Here is a 16,392-nt window from a genome sequence, read left to right as displayed (position 1 = left end):
CGTGGCGTACGGCGAACGCGCCCCGCAGGCGCCGATCGTGAGCCTGACCGACCGCCGGGCGCTGGAGGCCTGGCGACCGGCCGACGACGAGGTGATCGCGCGGGCCCGCAAGCTCAAGGAAGAGGCGCTGCTCGACTTCGGCATGGAACTGTCGGTCATCGCCTCGTGGTTGTACACCAAGTGCCACCACCACATCCCGACCACCGCGATCGACACCGCGGCCGTGATGGCCTCCGGCGACGGCACCTGCCTACTCCTGTACAACCCCCAGTTCTTCTGCGATCTGGGCCTGGACGGCGTGAAGTTCGTGCTCTTCCACGAGGCCCGGCACCTGATCCAGCGACACCTGTTCGCCGAGTCCGAGCTGCGTGCCGACCCGGTGTTCACTCTCGCGGCCGAGGTGACCATCAACCACGTCGCGATGACCCGTCTGGGCCGCAGCACGCTGCCGATCCTGCGCCGGACCGACCCGGACACCGGCGCCTCGATCGAGGACCCCACCGGCGTCGACCCGCGCAAGGTCCACCGCTCGTACGTCGAGGACCTCACCGACCAGGGCCTGGAGGCGCTGTCCTACGACGACTTCGTGGACACCGACGCGACGGTCTACGCCGAGCTCAAGCGGATGAAGCACCCGCCGGTGCCGCCCCCGCTGTGTGTGCACGTGATCCTGGGCGAGGGCACCGGAAACGGCGACGGCATGGACGGCGAGACGGTCGGCCGGGTGGCCTCGGAGGTGCTGCGCAGCGTCCTGCTCGCCGCCCGTCGAGGCGAGCGGCTGGCCCGACAGGAGTTGCTCGACCTGCTCGCGCGCACCGACGGCGCCACCGACCGGGCCTCCAAGCTGTGGGGCGATTTGGGCGCGGGCTTCCTGCGCGGCGAGACCCAGCGCACCCGCCGGGTCGAGTGGTGGCAGCAGTGGCTGGTGGACGTACTGGCGTCCAAGCTGCGTGAGGGCGAGCGCCTGGTCTATCCGAAGAAGCGCGGCGCCCTGCTCGCCGCCCTCGGCCACGACCCGATGCTCGCCCGGCGCGGCCTGGAGCGCACCAAGGTCGTGGTGATCGCCTACGACACCTCGGGTTCGATGCCCGACCAGGTGGTGAGCTGGCTGACCGAGCTGGTCGGCAAGGCCGAAGGCGTCGAGACGCACTGGCTCAGCTTCGACGGCACGGTGATGCCGTTCAAGCCGGGCGAGCGGGTGCTGGGCGGCGGCGGCACCAACTTCCAGAACGTGGCCGACTACGTCGAGGGCCGACTGGCGATCGAGGGATCGGGCCGCTTCGAGGAATCGGTCGACGCGGTGGTGATGCTCACCGACGGTTACGCGCCGCCGATCACCCCCGCCGACCCGGACAAATGGATCTGGTTGATCACCGAGGGCGGGGACGACTGGCCGGAGCGGCACCACCCGCCCATGGACTGTCATCGCGTCGTCACCGGCGACCACTGATCCGGGGTCCGTCGATGCCGACGCGCCTCGCCGAAGAGCCCTCCGCAGCACGCCGTGCGCAGCACCCGGAAGGAACCATGACGATCACCGCCGACACCACGCGCGCCGGACGCCCCGCGGCCGAGCCCAAGTGGAAGGCCACCGCCACCTACCCCGAACGCCCCAAGGGCTGGAAGGGCGTGTCCAAGCTGGAGGAGTTCATCGACGCGATGATCGACCTCGGCCAGACCGGCCAGATCTTCGGCGAGCACGGAATCGGCAAGACGGCGACGTTCTTCAGCCACATCCCCGACCGGCACGACGACACGGTCCTGGTCTTCGTACCCGCCGCCAACCTGACCCCCGACGATCTGCTGATCAACGCGCCCGTCCGGGACGAGCGCACCGGGGAACTGGTGCTGCGTCAGTTGATCATGCGTCAACTGCGGCCCGGTAAGCGGTTCGTGCTGCTGATCGACGACGCGTTGCAGGCGGGCGAGACGATCCAGTCGCAACTGATGCAAATAGCCTGCAACTGGACGCTCGGCGAACACGACCTGCGCGAACTGGGCTGCGTGGGCGTCTTCCTCACCGACAACGAGTCGCTGGCCGAGACCGCGACCCGGCGCACCGACCTGGCCATCCTGGACCGGATGGTCACGGTCAAGATCACCGCGACCGACACCGCGTGGCGGTTCAAACTCGCCGAGCGCTTCGCCGGCACCGACCTGACCCCGGTGTTCCAGGTCTGGACGAGCCTGTCCCCGGCACTGCGCCAACTGGTGTCCCCGCGCACCCTGGAGCACGTGATCGACTGCGCGCTGGCCGGCTTCCCGCTGGTGTGGGGGCTGCCGTTGGTCAACGGCGACCGGCTCGCGCTGACCGAGACCAAGAAGGACGGCTCGCCCGGCCCGGACCGCACCGACGAGGTGCTCGACCGGATCGCCGCGGGCCTGAACGTGCGCAACCCCGACCAGACACCGGACGCGGTGCGCCGGATCGTCCGCGAGGCGATCCACCGCCGCTGGTCGGTGCTGATCCAGGGCCCGCCCGGGTGCGGCAAGACCGAGGTGGTGCGCGACGTGGTGCGCGCCGAACTCGGCCACGACCCGCTCTACTTCTCCCTGCCGGTGACCAACGTCGAGGACCTGTGCGCGCCGGTGCCCACCCCGGACGGCTCGCTGGAGAACCTGCTCGCGGCCAAGTTCACCGATCCCGGCGCCAAGGTGATCGTCTGGGACGAGTACAACCGGCCCAAGGACAAGTCGACCTTCGCCAAGCTGATGGAGGTGACCCAGGAGTGGTCCATCGCGGGCCGCCCGATCCCCGGCCTGCGCGCCCAGATCGCGTTGCAGAACCCGCCGTACCACCTCGGCCGCAAGATGCTCGTCTCGCGCAACAACATCGCGCAGGCGACCCGGTTCACCGCGTCGCTGACCATCCGTCCCGAGGACATCCCGGCCAACGAGTGGTTGATCAGCACCTACGGTCCGGTCGCCGAGACGGTCCTGGAGTGGTGGAAGAACGACATCGACGACGAGGGCCGGGACTGGATCACCAAGCGCACCCTGGAGCGGTTGATCAAGCTGCACAAGCGCGATCTGCCGTTGGAGATGGCCAAGGTCTACCTCGGCGACGGCGAGTACGCGCCGGTGCCGCTGAACGCCCTGGAGGCCCGCTTCGCGGAGAACCCGGCCACCGGCCTGGGTGACATCTCGGCCAATCTGGCCGAGTGGGTGCGGCGGTTGGAGGCGGCCAACGAGGAGTCGGGCGAGGGCACCGACGACACCGACATCGTGCACCAGGTACTGGCCAACGCCGAGTTGAGCCAGCTCCGCGAACACCTGGACACCGTGGCGCAGTTGCTGGCCGGCCTGCCGCCCAAGCTGCGCTCGAGCTACCTGGTCGGCCAGTCCGTGGACAAGCAGCGGTTCTGGATCGAGGCGTTCGCGAAGATGCCGAGGAAGTAGACCCGGGAAAAGCGGTCTCGGAGATCCGGTCCCTGAAAAGCGGTCCCGAGAAGCGGGATCGGCCGAGCCCCGGCCCGCCCGTCAGCGCTTGCGGCGGGCGGTGCCGAACAGGCTGCGGGTGATTTCCCGGCCGATCTGCGTGCCCATCGAGCGCAGCACGGACTTCACCGCCGAGTTGCCCATCACCTGCTCGACCATCCCGGACTTGGGCTTCTCCCCGCGCCCGCGCCGGCCCTCCGGCTCGGACTCGGCCGCCCGTTCGGGCACCGCCGCCGACTCCGGTTCGGCCGGCGGCGCCTGAGCTGCCGTCAACTTCTCGTACGCCGACTCCCGATCGACCGCCGTACCGTACTTGGCGAACAGCGGCGATTTGTCGACGACCGCCCGCAGGGCCTCCGCCGGGATCGGGGCCATCAAGGACACCGGGGCCCGCAGCCGGGTCCAGGCCACCGGCGTCGGCGCGCCCTTCTCGCCGAGCACGGTGACCACGGCCTCGCCGGTGCCCGCCTGGGTCAGCACCGCGTCCAGGTCGTAGCCCGAGCGCGGGAACGTGGACACGGTGGCCTTGAGCGCCTTGGCGTCCTCGGGAGTGAACGCGCGCAGCGCGTGTTGTACCCGGTTGCCCAACTGGGACAACACGTCGCCGGGCACGTCCCGCGGCGTCTGGGTGACGAAGAAGATGCCCACCCCCTTGGACCGGATCAGCCGTACGGTCTGGGTGATCGCGGTCAGGAACGCCTTCGAGGCACCGGTGAACAGCAGGTGCGCCTCGTCGAAGAAGAACACCAGGCGCGGCCGATCCGGGTCGCCGACCTCCGGCAGATCGTGGAACAAGTCGGCGAGCAGCCACATCAGGAACGTGGAGAACAACTGCGGCTTGTCCTGCACCGCGGCGAGTTCGAGCACCGAGACCAGACCGCGCCCGTCGGGGGTGGTGCGCAGCAGATCGGCCGTGTCGAAGTCCGGTTCGCCGAAGAACGCCCCGCCGCCGTTGTTGTCCAACGTGATCAGCGCGCGCAGGATCACCCCGGCGGTGGCGGCGGACAGCCCACCGATCGCCTTGAGCTCGGCCTTGCCCTGATCGTCCGTCAGGTACTGGATCACCGCGCGCAGGTCCTTGAGGTCGACCAGTTCCAGCCCCCGCTGATCGGCGAAGTGGAAGATCAGGCCGAGCGAGGACTCCTGCGTCTCGTTCAGGTCCAGCACCTTGGCCAGCAGGGTCGGCCCGAAGTCGGTGATGGTGGCCCGGATCGGCACTCCCGGTCCGATCCCGCCGAGCGCGTAGAACTCGGCCGGGCATCCGGCGGGTTGCCAGTCCTGGCCGACCTCGGCCGCGCGCGCGGCGGTCCGGTCGCTCGGCTCGCCCGGCGCGGAGATGCCGGAGAGGTCGCCCTTGATGTCGGCGAGGAAGACCGGCACGCCCTGTGCGGACAGTTGCTCCGCGATCAGTTGCAGCGTCTTGGTCTTGCCGGTGCCGGTCGCGCCCGCGACCAGGCCGTGCCGATTGAGCACCGCGAGCGGGACGCGCACCGGAGCCTGCGCGTGCGCGACGCCCTCGACGACGGCCGCGCCCAGTTCCAGCGCGGGTCCGGTGAAGGTGTACCCCGCCGCGATGGTCGCGATCGTGTCGTCCTGCTCGCTCATCCGCTCCTCCGCTCGCCGAGATGCGGAAGGCGAATACACCGATAGGACAAGAAATATCCCGATTGCCCCTGCCGATCGGCCATCCGAGCCGGCCCGATCCGCACCCTCCCTCCCTCTCATCGGCGCCGGGTGGGGGTTCGGGGACCTCGATCCCGGTAGGCTGAGCCTGTGATCTTCAAGCGGATCGGTGACGGCAAACCGTACCCGGACCACGGGAGGTCGGGTGCCCGGCAATGGGCCGACATCGCCCCGCGGCCCGTGCGTCTGGACCAACTCATCACGACGAAGCGGCAACTCGACCTCGACACGCTGCTCGCCGAGGACTCGACCTTCTACGGCGATCTCTTCGCGCACGTCGTGAAATGGGAGGGCGACCTGTACCTGGAGGACGGACTCCATCGCGCGGTCCGTGCCGCCCTACAACAGCGCCAGGTGCTGCACGCGCGCGTGCTCGAACTCGGCTGAGCGCGCAACCTCGGCGGCCCGATCAGGTGGTCGTCGCGCGTACGGCCCTGCCCCGATACGCAAGGCGCCAGGTCGGCGCTAACCTCGACTCCATGGCGACCGGGATCACGGCCATGCCGTGCAGGAGGAGGACGGGGGCACATCGATGAGCATGCTCACTCCCCGCGGCATGGGAGGCCAGTACAAGATCACTGGCAAGCTGTATCCGCGCATGACGCGGCGCAGGCGACGCATGCCCGTCGTCATCGCGATCGTGGTCGGGCTGGTCGTACTGGCCACGGCCGGCTGGGGCGTGTACCACTTCACGTCCGACGACAAGGACACCAAGGCTGCCGCCTGCCCGTCCCCGACGGCTTCGGCCCCGCCGACCGCCCCGCCCGAGGCGCTGCCCGAGCCCAAGACGATCACGGTGAACGTCTACAACGCGACCAAGCGCACGGGCCTGGCCAAGACCGTCTCCGACGCGCTCAAGGTACGCGGCTTCACCATCGGCAAGGTGACCAACGATCCGCTGAACCAGCCGATCGCCGCGACCGCCGAGATCCGCCACGGCTTCCCCGGCGCCACCCCGGCGAAGGTGGTCGCGGCCCAGGTGGCGGCGAGCACCGACAAGGAGGACCAGCGCACCGACGGCTCGGTCGACCTGGTGATCGGTGACGGGTGGACCGACCTGGCCACCCCGGAGCAGGCCGCCGCGATCCTGGCCCCGCCGCCCCCACCGCCCGCGAGCGCCCCGCCGGGCTGCTGACCACCCGACGACACCCGAAGGCCCCGTCCGAGGGCCTCACCCGCTGCCGCCCCGCACCCGACGAGGGCGGCAGCGGCGCGCCGGGGCCGGCGTCGGTCAGCCGTTGCCGGGCTTGCCGAACTCTTCGATCAGCACGGGATACTGCTCCCCGCCGTGTCCGGCGGCGATCGAGCGGTCTGCCATCGCCTTGAACAACTTCGGCAGCTCGGCGTTGACGCCCAGCGCCTCGCTCTCCTCGATCAGGTGGGTCATCGCCCGCGCGTCGGTCTCCAGGGCCGACACCTCGGCCGGGAAGGAGCCGCGGTCGATCTGCTCGGCGTACCCGGGCAACCATTCGGCCACCCCGGCGGCTATCTGCCGCGCGAACGGCGCGTACGTCGCGGCGTCGACACCGGCCGTCCTGAGCATCGCGGTGCCCTGGAGCCAGGCGTTCAGGACACTCCACATCATGGCCAGGCCGGCCACGTCGTACAGGGACGCCAACCCGTGGTCCGCGCCCAGGTGGGTGACCGTGCCGAGCGCCCCGAGCGTCGTCTCGTGCGCCTCGAAGTCCGCCTGCGGCCCGCTGTGCAAGATCATCGCCTCGGCGGTCCCGATCCCCGACGGGATGGCCATGATGGCGCCGTCCAGGTATCGGGCGCCACGCGACTCGGCCCACCGGGCGGCCTCCCGGGCCTGGGCCGAGTCGCCCGAGGTGAGGTTGATCAACATCGTGCCGCGCAACGCGGCCTCGTTCGCGCCGAGCAGTTCGTACATGGCCGGGTAGTCGGTGACGCAGACGATCGTCAGGGGGCTCGCCCCGAGCGCGTCGCCGACGGTCGGCGCCAGGCGGGCACCCTCGGCGACCAACGTCTCGGCCTTGGCGGTCGTACGGTTCCACACGGTGGTGGGATGGCCGGCCTTCAGGAACGCGCCGGCGAGTGCCCGGCCCATCAGGCCGAGTCCGATGACGGTCACGGGGGCAGCGGTTTCGTTGTTCATGGCAGCATCGTCAACGTTGATACCGGTGTGAAGGTCAAGTGAGGTGTTCATGCGGATCGGAGAACTGAGTCGCCGCACAGGCGTCCACGCCCATCAGTTGCGCTACTACGAGGCCCAGGGCCTGCTGGAAGCGGACCGCCGCGCGAACGGCTACCGCGAGTACGACGAGAACGCCCTGCTGCGGGTGAAGCAGATCCGCCACCTGCTCGGCGCCGGTCTGTCCTCCGAGGACATCGCGTACCTGCTGCCCTGCGCGGTCGGCGAGGCCCCGGAGCTGCCCGGGTGTATGGAACTGCTGACCGCGATGCGGTCCCGGCTGCGGCGCCTGGAGGATCAGATGGACCGACTCGCCCAGTCCCGCGACGCGCTCGCCGCCTACATCGACGCGGCCGAGCGAACGGGCGACGAGAACTACCCACCCTTCGACGGCACCGACCTGGAGTCCGTCCCCGCCTGACCGCAGGCCCACGAGGACGAACCGAGCCCAAACCCGGGACCACGAACGACGAAGGACCCGACCGCACGCGGTCGGGTCCTTCGTATGTCCTGCTCAAGAGCGGTAGCGGTGGGATTTGAACCCACGGATAGCTTGCACCATCACACGCTTTCGAGGCGTGCTCCTTAGGCCACTCGGACACGCTACCGAGAGAGAGCTTACCGGATGCCGGGCTGTGCTTCGTCACCGGATTCCGGGGAGCGGGTGTGGGTGAAGAAGTCGCGCAGGACGGCGGTGCAGTCCGCCGCCGCGACGCCGCCGACCACCTCGGGGCGGTGGTTCAGGCCCCGGTCGCGCAGCACGTCCCACAGCGAGCCCGCGGCGCCGGCCTTGGGGTCCCAGGCGCCGAAGACCACCCGGTCCACCCGGGCCAGCACGATCGCGCCCGCGCACATCGTGCAGGGCTCCAGGGTGACCACCAGGGTGCAGCCGGACAGGCGCCATTCCCCGACGGCCTTGGCGGCCTCGCGCAGGGCGAGGATCTCCGCGTGCGCTGTCGGGTCGCCGTGCGCCTCGCGTTCGTTGCGGCCGCGGCCGAGCACCGCGCCGTCCGGGCCGAGCACCACGCACCCCACCGGCACATCCCCGGTGTCGATCGCCAGGGCCGCCTCGGCCAGGGCCAGCCGCATGGCGGGCTCGTACCGACGAAGCGCGGGGTCGAACGGGGGCTCGGGCACCGGCAGGGGCATCGTGCTCAGCGGACCGTCTCCAACTCGTCCGCGCAGCCCAGACGTTCCGCTATCACCGCGATCGCGTCCGCCGGCAGACCCGCCTCGCCCGCGAGGTCGGCCAGCAACTGGGCCGACACCCCCAGGTCCACGAGCACCGTCTCGTCGCCCGCGGGGCCGGGCGGCAGCACGGCCTCGTCGTCCTCCTCCAGGCCGTCCAGCACATCGGCCGTCAGCAACGCGTCCGCGTAGGCGCTGCGGGAGACCGCGGCCACGTCGGAGACGTAGATACGCGGGTCCTCCTCACCGTCCACTCGGACGACCGCGAACCAGGTGTCCTCCTGTTCGACGAACAGAAGCACCGGTTCGTCGTCCACCGCCGCCGACCGTGCCAGCGCGGTCATCCCCGCCGAGTCCTCGACATCGTCGAGGTCGGCTTCACGGGCCTCCCACTGCTCGTCTGTACGTACGAGCACTGCGGCGAAGTACGCCACGGGACTCTCCAAGATCGTTCGCTTCGGCGTTGTCCCTCGCATCGTGGCAGATACCGGACCACGACGACGGGAATTGGCGCACGTTGCCGAACAAGGTCGCCGAGACGATCGAGGATCGCTCGCATTCAGTAACGGAACGTACGCATCCGCATCATCTGTCGTAGCCGCTCGTTGCGCGCGCGTCGCGGCTGGATGCGGGCTCGCAACTCGCGCGCCTCGGCCAGTTCGCGCAGGAAAAGCGTGCGGCGGCGCCGCCGGGCCGCCTCCTCCTCGCGACGCTGGGCCGCCGTCGTTCGAGGTTCCCGACTCTCCATCACCACGCCCCAGGACTCGAAAGGCCGCCGAAACCGACGTGGCTGTAGTTCCCGGGACACGCCGGCTCAGTCATCCCTCCGGCAGACCACACCGGAAGGGCATTCACAAATGGGTGTAACAATCATAATTCGCCCGACATTCCCGCATGCACCCGAGTCGGACCGTCCGCACGGCCGACGAATGCCGCCGAAGACAGCCCGAATCCGACAACCCCGCAGGGCCGCCGGGCAGGCCAAACGGCTAATGTCGCAGCATGCGGATTCACGTCGTCGACCATCCTCTGGTGGCCCACAAGCTCTCCACCCTGCGCGACCGGCGCACCGACTCGCCGACCTTCCGGAGGCTCGCCGACGAACTGGTCACGCTGCTCGCCTACGAGGCGACCCGCGGGGTACGCGTCGATCCGGTGGCGATCAGCACGCCGGTCAGCGAGACCACCGGCGTCAAGCTCTCCTACCCGCGGCCCCTGGTGGTGCCGATCCTGCGGGCCGGCTTGGGCATGCTCGACGGCATGGTGCGGCTGCTGCCCACCGCCGAGGTCGGTTTCCTCGGCATGATCCGCAATGAGGACACCCTCGAACCGTCGACCTACGCCACCCGGATGCCCGACGACCTCAGCGGCCGGCAGGCGTACGTACTGGACCCGATGCTGGCCACCGGCGGCACGCTGATCGCGGCCACCAAGCTCCTCCTGGAGCGCGGCGCGCACGACGTGACCGCGATCTGCCTGCTCGCCGCCCCCGAGGGGGTCAAGGTGATGCAGGAGGCGTTCCAGGACACGCAGGCCAACGTCACCGTCGTGACCGCCTCGATCGACGAACGCCTCAACGAGCACGGCTACATCGTGCCGGGCCTCGGCGACGCCGGCGACCGGCTGTACGGCACCGCCGGCTAGAGCGGCACCGGCCCGGCATACCGCCGTCCGAGGTCGATCCCGCTCGCGGTTCCCGCACGGGAGCAAGGCCCTTCCCCGTCAGGCCGAACGCCGGATGCGCGGCGGCATGCCTCGGCGCATGCTGGAGGTGTGCCCGGGGCTGGGCAGGAGCCCCGCAGGCACCCCGGGACTGTTTGCCGATGCTGCGAAGGTACGACCCACCTTTGCTCCGGCGGGGGTCCCACAGGGGAGAGAGAGTGGCCGGTCCCCCCGCGGCCGCTCCCTCTCCCCTATTGTTTCTCCCCGATACCTCAATCGGGGAGGCGAGGACATGCAGGCGCAGACCAAGAGGATCCTGACGCTGCTCCTGATCGTTTTCGTCATCTACACGATCATCGCCACGCCGGAAAAGGCCTCCGACCTCGTCGCGCAGTGGTTCCAGGCGATGTCGTCCGCCGCCAAGTGGTGCGGCGACACGATCAGCGGCTGGGCGAGCTGAGGCGCGCACGTCGAGAGGTGGGGGCGGGGCCGGTCACCGGCTCCACCATCGACCCGCACGCGATACGTCGCTACCTGCTGCCGACCGAGATCTGCGCGATAGCCGTGCGCCGGCACTGGGCGATCATCCTGCGCCCGCTGGCGACCACCGCGCTCGGACTGATCCTGCTCATCGCGCTGCTCGTGTACTTCCCGGCCGAGAACCTGGCCGTGCACTACGGCGTGTGGCCGATCGGGGCCGGGCTCCTGCTGTGGTGCTCGGTACACGTGCTCACCTGGCGCAACGACTACTTCATCGTGACCGACAAGCGGATCATCCTGACCACCGGGCTGATCGCCAAGAAGGTCAACATGATGCCGCTGACCAAGGTGACCGACATGAGCTACCGGCGCACACCGGGCGGCCGAATACTCGGGCACGGGACGTTCGTGATGGAGTCGGCCGGGCAGGATCAACCTCTCAAGGAGGTCGGGTTCGTCCCCCGACCCGACGCGGTCTACCTCAAAGTGTGCGATCAGCTGTTCGGTCCCGGTGTCGATCCCGGTGTCGACTAATCGGCAGAACCGGCGAGTAACGCGAAACGGCTGGTAAAACCTCGAATTTTCTTTGCGGTGATTCGCGGCTTTCGTACTGTCGACATGCCGCTAGATACACCCGCATCACCTGACAAATCGGGGATGTCGCAAGGGGTTTGGGGCGGTTCCCCTCGCCGGTAAGGGGCTACCGAACGACGGCTGCCGTTCCACCATGGCCGGCAGCGGCCAGGTTCCGCTCCAGGACCGACGAGGAGGTGGGCTCTCCAGTGCTGCTGCGAGATGCTTCCCACGAGGGCACGGCCGGCTCGACCGCCGACCGCGCCGCGCCCGCGCGCCTTCCCCGTACCGGCATCCCCCGCGCCCGCGCGGTCAGGGGTTCCGGCACCGACACCCCTCAGGACACGCGCACGCTGTCCCGAACCCTCCTGCTCCGCCTCACCGATGTCGTCGAGGGATCGGCCGAGCACGCCTACGTGCGCAGCACCCTGGTCGAGCTGAACCTGCCCCTGGTGCGCTTCGCGGCCAACCGCTTCCGTAGTCGCACGGACCAGTACGAGGACGTGCTCCAGGTGGGCACCATCGGGCTGATCAAGGCGATAGACCGCTTCGACCCGCATCGCGGCGTCGAGTTCCCCACCTACGCCGTGCCGACCATCATCGGCGAGATCAAGCGCTTCTTCCGGGACACCTCGTGGAGCGTGCGGGTGCCCCGCCGGCTCCAGGAGCTGCGCCTGGCCCTGGCCGAGGCCACCGAGCAGTTCAACCACAAGTACGACCGTGCCCCGACGGTGGTCGAGCTGGCCAAGCACCTGAACCTGACGGTCGAGGAGATCCTCGAGGGCATGGAGGCGGCGAACGCCTACTCCCCCGCGTCGCTGGACGCACACGACCTCGACGACGATCGCGACAACGCGCTGATCGCCCGGCTCGGCCAGGAGGACGAGGCGCTCGACGGCGTCGAGTACCGCGAGGCGCTGCGACCGCTGCTCGCCCGGATGAGTCCGCGCGACCGGCAGATCATCATGCTGCGCTTCTTCGGCAACATGACGCAGTCACAGATCGGCGAGCGGCTCGGCATCTCGCAGATGCACGTCTCCCGCCTGCTGGCCCGCGCGCTGGCGCGCCTGCGCGCCGATCTGTCCGCCTGAGCGGTCCCGACCTCGACCCGCGCCTCGACCGATGCCCGGCAAGGCCACTGACGATCCGTCAGCGGCCTTGCCGGGCGCCGGCTCGAGCCCGGAGGCCGGGGGCTCGGACCCGCCCGGGCGTCGCGTCGCGTCGCTCAGAGGGCGAGGAGCCGGGCCCGGAGCTTGTATTCCGTGATCGGGTCGATGTTCAGACCCTTGCGCAGGTAGTTGTCGAACGAGCCGTACTTCTTCCGCACCTGGCCGAATGCCGTGTCCAGGTACGACTTCTGCACGTACAGGAGCGGGTCCATCAGGGTCGGGTCCTGCATCAGACCGGCGGCCTTCAGACCTGCCTTCGTACCCTCGTTGCGGGCCCGGAGGTTGTCGTTGCTGGCCAGGTAGTCGCCGTAGACGGTGGCGTCGTCGACACCCAGCGCCTTCAGGACGACCGCGGTCATCCAGCCGGTGCGGTCCTTGCCCGCCGTGCAGTTGTAAATCACCGACTTTCCGTCCGCGATGTCCCGGAGCACGGTGGCGAACTGCGCGCGCTGGGCCGGGTCGTCGACGAAGCCCCGATAGATGTTCTCCAGCGCGGCCGCGGCCTTGCCGTTGCCCAACAGTTCCTGCTGCTTGATCGGATCCCGGCTGCCCACCGCGGCGTTGGTGATGTTGGTCAGGTTGCCGTCGGCGATCGGCAGGTTCTCGACCACGGTGCCTGCGGGCAGCTTGTTCACGCCGTTGGCGGCGATCTCGGTGTCCGTACGGAAGTCCGCGGACACGTCCAGGCCCAGGCTCGCGAGGCGGGCCACGTCCGCGTCGGTCGCCTTGCCGAGCGCGTCGGTGCGGAAGACCTGGCCGTACTTGACGGTCAGGCCCCGGCTCGTGCGGTAGCCGCCGATGTCGCGGGCGTTCGGCGCGCTCTGCAGGCCGAGCGAGCGCGGTGCGGTGACCATGCCGACGAACGGGCCGGTCGGGGTGATGTTGAAGTACCAGCGCTTGGCCGGGTCCAGGCCGGACACGGTCAACGAGTTGCCGTTGGTGGTCCCGACGAGCGAGGTGAAGCGGTCCACGTCGGTGGACGCGTACACGTGCATCGGGCCGGGCCGGCGGTCGGTCCAGGTGACCGTGTACGTACCGTCCGCGTTGGCCGTGGCCGACGCACTCGTGACGATGCCGAGGCCGCCTCGGGCCGAGACGTTGGCATCGCTGTCGCCCGTGCCGGCCGAGGCCTGGGCCGAGGTGACCGCGACGGAGCCGCCGAGCGTGAGAGCCGCCGTGACGGCGATGGTCGCGAGGCGGGTGGTGCGTATGCGCATGCGGTTGTGCTCCCGAAGAGGAAGTGCTCGTAAGCGCGCGGGAACCACCTGGAAAACAACCGGTCGTTGCTACCGCGCGCCGGGCACCACTGTAGTGAGGACGGGTCACCCACTCCAGACGGTGGCGTATGGAGAGACGAACGCATCATCGCCGGCACCGCCGGCTCGTCGCTGCCGGCGGCCACGGGGATCTCCAACCGACCGTATTTCCCGCCCACTTGGTGACGCGGCCGACGCAACCGCCGCATCCGGGACATCCGCGGCCAGGACGGGGAACGCCGACACGGTGCTCGGGAGTTTCCCTGATACGCCGTCAAATAGGTACCGAGCACCGGGATTCCGGGTAGGAGCCCGCCGTCCGCACGGTGGTCGGGACGACCCTGGGGCAAAGTGGGGACCAATGCGCGCGCGTGGGCACACGGGCACGGGCCGTGCACGCTATACCTGTTGATACTTGTCGCACGGGTGGGAGGACGCACGCCCACCGGCGACACGACGGGACCGGCTCGCCGGCCGGCCCGAGGCGAAGGAGGAAGCCGTGCCGGACGGTACCAGCAAGCGCCACACCCCCGGCGATGGTTCGCCGGCCGAGCCCATCCCGCGAGCACAGGGTCCACGACGTCCCGCACCGGTCGGTCGCGAACGTCCCGATCCCGACTACGATCGCCGACCGGATCCGGACTACGACCGCCGGGTCGACCCGGACTACGACCGCCGCCCCGACTCGGAGTACGACCGCCGCCCCGACTCGGAGTACGACCGCAACGGGGCCTCGCCCGAGGGCCCGATCGGTTACCCGGACTCGGCGCCGGATCAGCCCGGCCGCCGATCCGGCCGCGCGCGGCGGGTCGCGAACTGGTTCGGCTTCGGCGCACCGGCCGAGGAGGACGAGCCGGATCCGTACGACCGCCGGCCCGGCTTCGGGCGGCGCGATCCGTACGAGGCCGATGCCGGGGTGTACGACCAGGGCCCGGACTACGACACCGACTATGACTCGGCGCCGCCCCCGACGTCGGGACGCACTCGGCGGCGGACCGGCTCCTCGCACTGGGAAGACGTGATGCTCGGCTCGTCGCCGTCACCCGGCACGCCGATGTCGGACACCATTCCCGGCGACACGATGCCACCGGACCGACTGCACCGCGGGCCGCAGGGCGTACTCCCGCCGTCACGCGGAAGCACCCGTCCGGGACGCCGCGAGGACCCGACGCCCCGGTGGCAGCCCGACGCCGAAGACGACATCGCCCCCGCGGATCCGATGGACCCGGTCGATCCGCTCGACCCGGGACCGAGCCCGTCGTCCGAACGCCGCCCGGCCTACCCGCCGATCCCCAAGCACAGGCCGGCCCCGGCGGCCGAGTCCGACCGGCCGACCACCCTCGACAAGGTGCCGCCCCGCGGTGACGCCGACGATGTTCGACGGCTCGACTCCGCGACCGCACCGGAATCGGACGACGACGACGCCGAGCCGGGAACCTCGTTCATCCCGGTGCCCGATGCCCCCCGCGTCCCCTACCGCCCCGGGTCGGCGGCCGAGAGTGCCGGGGACGAAGTACCGCGAAGGATGCTGCGCATGTTGCCCCCACCCGCCCTCGCCGACGGCGGCGGCATGGTCGTCGACGGTGGCCGGCTCGGCCGGTTGAACGTCCGCGCCGCCGGCGTCCGCGGCGAACTGCACCAGCAACAGGGCCTGCCGCGGCAGAACTGCTTCGCGGTCGGCCCGGACCCCGGCGCGCGCTGGACCATCGCGATCGTCTGCGACGGGGTCGACAACGCGCACGCGTCCGAACTCGCCGCCCAGATCGCGGTCCGCAGCGCCTACCGCACCGTCGCCAGGATGGTCGCCCGCGAGCGACACGAGAACTGGGACTGGGCCGGCGTGCAGGCCGAGGTCGAGGACGACCTGCGCACCCGACTCGCCGCCACTGCGGATCGGGCGCACGAGCTGGGCCGCTCCGAACCCGCGACGCGCCTGGCGATATTGGTCACCGCCGCGGATCCCCTGGAGGACGACCGGGTCGACATGGCCGTCCTCGGCGACAGCACCGTGCTCCGCCTGGCCCAGGGGGGCTGGCGCGCGCCGCTGGGAATCCGGGACACGACGGCGGAGACCGCCCCGGCCGCCATCCCCGACCAGGCGGGCGACGATCAGCTGCGCATCTGCCGGACCACCTGGCGTCCGACCGACGTCCTGGTCATGATGACCGGCGGCTTCGCCGAAGCTCTCGGTCAACCGACGGCCGGGCTCGCCCCACGCCTCGCCGAGGATTGGCGTACTCCGCCATCGCTGTTCGACTACCTGCGCGACGTGGACGAGGGTCTTCGCCTGCGCGAGGACGACGGTTGCGTCGTCGCACTCTGGCCCTCGGCGTGACCCCTTGACGCATTGACGCGCCATTTCGGGCGGTGAACATCAATGCGATGAATATCGATTCACCGCATACCGCGTACCTCGGGCGGGACCCCGAACAATTGGGGCCCGCCCGTCGGTATGTCAGCTCACGGCAATGAGCACGGCAATCGCGACCACGATGATCGCGACCACGACACCGGCGATCAACAACACCGGCGGGGTGCTGCGTCGGGCCGGTTCGCCGGGGGCCGCGGGGCGGTCCTCGTTGACGAAAGCCCGGAACATCTGAGTGCTGGCTGCGGGATCCATCTCGTTGTCAGGCATGCGCACGACCATACCGCCGCACTCGAAAAACGCAAAAGGCCCGCCCCCCGAAAAGGGAGGCGGGCCTTTCACACGTAGATTCCGGCGGCGTCCTACTCTCCCACACCCCTTCGAGTGCAGTACCATCGGCGCTGGAGAGCTTAGCTTCCGGGT

Annotated in this window: 17 protein-coding genes and 1 tRNA gene; 10 read left to right on the top strand and 8 right to left on the bottom strand. The window is 70.0% G+C overall.

Annotation, left to right across the window (positions count from 1 at the left end):
• Position 1 precedes the first annotated feature (1 nt).
• Together ACIRL2_RS23515 and ACIRL2_RS23510 are read left to right on the top strand one after the other, a co-directional pair.
• Positions 2 to 1,450, top strand: coding sequence for a DUF2201 family putative metallopeptidase (locus ACIRL2_RS23515; protein WP_395867024.1), 1,449 nt, complete (start codon positions 2 to 4; stop codon positions 1,448 to 1,450).
• A gap of 77 nt (positions 1,451 to 1,527) precedes the next feature.
• Entirely contained in the window at positions 1,528 to 3,399 is a 1,872-nt protein-coding gene (locus ACIRL2_RS23510) for an AAA family ATPase (protein ID WP_395866560.1), read from the top strand.
• A gap of 81 nt (positions 3,400 to 3,480) precedes the next feature.
• Here the strand turns inward: ACIRL2_RS23510 and ACIRL2_RS23505 are convergent, their stop codons facing one another.
• Positions 3,481 to 5,043 carry a helicase HerA-like domain-containing protein gene (locus tag ACIRL2_RS23505; protein WP_402234332.1) on the bottom strand — a complete coding sequence of 521 codons (1,563 nt, stop codon included), beginning with the start codon at positions 5,041 to 5,043 and terminating at the stop codon, positions 3,481 to 3,483.
• Positions 5,044 to 5,211: 168 nt separating this feature from the next.
• Between ACIRL2_RS23505 and ACIRL2_RS23500 the strand changes: the two genes are divergently transcribed.
• A complete protein-coding gene (locus ACIRL2_RS23500) occupies positions 5,212 to 5,508 on the top strand; it encodes a type II toxin-antitoxin system VapB family antitoxin (protein ID WP_395866557.1) in 297 nt (98 codons plus the stop codon).
• 145 nt (positions 5,509 to 5,653) lie between these two features.
• On the top strand, positions 5,654 to 6,256 hold the full coding sequence (locus ACIRL2_RS23495) for a LytR C-terminal domain-containing protein (RefSeq protein ID WP_395866556.1): 603 nt from the start codon (positions 5,654 to 5,656) through the stop codon (positions 6,254 to 6,256).
• Between the two features lie 96 nt (positions 6,257 to 6,352).
• Here the strand turns inward: ACIRL2_RS23495 and ACIRL2_RS23490 are convergent, their stop codons facing one another.
• Positions 6,353 to 7,237, bottom strand: a complete 885-nt coding sequence (locus ACIRL2_RS23490; RefSeq protein WP_395866555.1) for an NAD(P)-dependent oxidoreductase — start codon at positions 7,235 to 7,237, stop codon at positions 6,353 to 6,355.
• Between the two features lie 49 nt (positions 7,238 to 7,286).
• Between ACIRL2_RS23490 and ACIRL2_RS23485 the strand changes: the two genes are divergently transcribed.
• Positions 7,287 to 7,694 carry a MerR family transcriptional regulator gene (locus tag ACIRL2_RS23485; RefSeq protein WP_395866553.1) on the top strand — a complete coding sequence of 136 codons (408 nt, stop codon included), beginning with the start codon at positions 7,287 to 7,289 and terminating at the stop codon, positions 7,692 to 7,694.
• A 100-nt stretch (positions 7,695 to 7,794) separates the two neighbouring features.
• Here ACIRL2_RS23485 and ACIRL2_RS23480 read toward each other — a convergent pair.
• From ACIRL2_RS23480 to ACIRL2_RS23465, 4 genes are all read right to left on the bottom strand, one after another.
• Positions 7,795 to 7,881 (bottom strand) — tRNA-Ser (locus ACIRL2_RS23480).
• Between the two features lie 10 nt (positions 7,882 to 7,891).
• Positions 7,892 to 8,422, bottom strand: coding sequence for a tRNA adenosine(34) deaminase TadA (gene tadA, locus ACIRL2_RS23475; RefSeq protein WP_402234329.1), 531 nt, complete (start codon positions 8,420 to 8,422; stop codon positions 7,892 to 7,894).
• Positions 8,423 to 8,427: 5 nt separating this feature from the next.
• On the bottom strand, positions 8,428 to 8,895 hold the full coding sequence (locus tag ACIRL2_RS23470) for a tRNA adenosine deaminase-associated protein (RefSeq protein WP_355534957.1): 468 nt from the start codon (positions 8,893 to 8,895) through the stop codon (positions 8,428 to 8,430).
• A 125-nt stretch (positions 8,896 to 9,020) separates the two neighbouring features.
• Complete coding sequence (locus ACIRL2_RS23465; RefSeq protein WP_395866549.1) at positions 9,021 to 9,209, bottom strand: hypothetical protein; 189 nt, start codon at positions 9,207 to 9,209, stop codon at positions 9,021 to 9,023.
• 254 nt (positions 9,210 to 9,463) lie between these two features.
• Here ACIRL2_RS23465 and upp point away from each other — a divergent pair, with 254 nt between their 5' ends.
• From upp to ACIRL2_RS23445, 4 genes are all read left to right on the top strand, one after another.
• Positions 9,464 to 10,105 (top strand): uracil phosphoribosyltransferase, encoded by a 642-nt coding sequence (gene upp, locus ACIRL2_RS23460; protein ID WP_395866547.1) that lies wholly within the window; start codon positions 9,464 to 9,466, stop codon positions 10,103 to 10,105.
• A 310-nt stretch (positions 10,106 to 10,415) separates the two neighbouring features.
• Complete coding sequence (locus tag ACIRL2_RS23455) at positions 10,416 to 10,583, top strand: hypothetical protein (RefSeq protein WP_395866545.1); 168 nt, start codon at positions 10,416 to 10,418, stop codon at positions 10,581 to 10,583.
• A 17-nt stretch (positions 10,584 to 10,600) separates the two neighbouring features.
• Positions 10,601 to 11,137 (top strand): PH domain-containing protein, encoded by a 537-nt coding sequence (locus ACIRL2_RS23450; protein WP_395866543.1) that lies wholly within the window; start codon positions 10,601 to 10,603, stop codon positions 11,135 to 11,137.
• A 248-nt stretch (positions 11,138 to 11,385) separates the two neighbouring features.
• On the top strand, positions 11,386 to 12,267 hold the full coding sequence (locus ACIRL2_RS23445; protein ID WP_161362103.1) for a SigB/SigF/SigG family RNA polymerase sigma factor: 882 nt from the start codon (positions 11,386 to 11,388) through the stop codon (positions 12,265 to 12,267).
• Positions 12,268 to 12,401: 134 nt separating this feature from the next.
• Here the strand turns inward: ACIRL2_RS23445 and ACIRL2_RS23440 are convergent, their stop codons facing one another.
• The gene (locus ACIRL2_RS23440; RefSeq protein WP_395866541.1) at positions 12,402 to 13,562 is read right to left on the bottom strand and encodes a tyrosine-protein phosphatase; all 1,161 of its coding nucleotides are present in this window, start codon (positions 13,560 to 13,562) and stop codon (positions 12,402 to 12,404) included.
• A 538-nt stretch (positions 13,563 to 14,100) separates the two neighbouring features.
• On the opposite strand from ACIRL2_RS23440, the gene ACIRL2_RS23435 reads away from it, so the two are divergent.
• A complete protein-coding gene (locus ACIRL2_RS23435; RefSeq protein WP_402234326.1) occupies positions 14,101 to 15,936 on the top strand; it encodes a protein phosphatase 2C domain-containing protein in 1,836 nt (611 codons plus the stop codon).
• A 120-nt stretch (positions 15,937 to 16,056) separates the two neighbouring features.
• Here the strand turns inward: ACIRL2_RS23435 and ACIRL2_RS23430 are convergent, their stop codons facing one another.
• Positions 16,057 to 16,239, bottom strand: coding sequence for a hypothetical protein (locus ACIRL2_RS23430; protein WP_395866537.1), 183 nt, complete (start codon positions 16,237 to 16,239; stop codon positions 16,057 to 16,059).
• Positions 16,240 to 16,392: the final 153 nt, after the last annotated feature.

The organism is Embleya sp. NPDC127516 (assembly GCF_044765325.1).
In the GTDB taxonomy this organism is placed as follows: domain Bacteria; phylum Actinomycetota; class Actinomycetes; order Streptomycetales; family Streptomycetaceae; genus Embleya.
Note: the sequence above shows the minus strand (reverse complement) of the source record. Positions and strands in the feature narration are given on the sequence as shown.

What these genes read in the sequence shown, in the direction of transcription:
- ACIRL2_RS23485 (WP_395866553.1), top strand. Translation starts at nt 7,287, where the DNA reads ATGCGGATCGGAGAACTGAGTCGCCGCACAGGCGTCCACGCCCATCAG.
- ACIRL2_RS23505 (WP_402234332.1), bottom strand. Translation starts at nt 5,043, where the DNA reads ATGAGCGAGCAGGACGACACGATCGCGACCATCGCGGCGGGGTACACC.
- tadA (WP_402234329.1), bottom strand. Translation starts at nt 8,422, where the DNA reads ATGCCCCTGCCGGTGCCCGAGCCCCCGTTCGACCCCGCGCTTCGTCGG.
- ACIRL2_RS23465 (WP_395866549.1), bottom strand. Translation starts at nt 9,209, where the DNA reads ATGGAGAGTCGGGAACCTCGAACGACGGCGGCCCAGCGTCGCGAGGAG.
- ACIRL2_RS23495 (WP_395866556.1), top strand. Translation starts at nt 5,654, where the DNA reads ATGAGCATGCTCACTCCCCGCGGCATGGGAGGCCAGTACAAGATCACT.
- ACIRL2_RS23430 (WP_395866537.1), bottom strand. Translation starts at nt 16,239, where the DNA reads ATGCCTGACAACGAGATGGATCCCGCAGCCAGCACTCAGATGTTCCGG.
- ACIRL2_RS23455 (WP_395866545.1), top strand. Translation starts at nt 10,416, where the DNA reads ATGCAGGCGCAGACCAAGAGGATCCTGACGCTGCTCCTGATCGTTTTC.
- upp (WP_395866547.1), top strand. Translation starts at nt 9,464, where the DNA reads ATGCGGATTCACGTCGTCGACCATCCTCTGGTGGCCCACAAGCTCTCC.
- ACIRL2_RS23440 (WP_395866541.1), bottom strand. Translation starts at nt 13,562, where the DNA reads ATGCGCATACGCACCACCCGCCTCGCGACCATCGCCGTCACGGCGGCT.
- ACIRL2_RS23490 (WP_395866555.1), bottom strand. Translation starts at nt 7,237, where the DNA reads ATGAACAACGAAACCGCTGCCCCCGTGACCGTCATCGGACTCGGCCTG.
- ACIRL2_RS23510 (WP_395866560.1), top strand. Translation starts at nt 1,528, where the DNA reads ATGACGATCACCGCCGACACCACGCGCGCCGGACGCCCCGCGGCCGAG.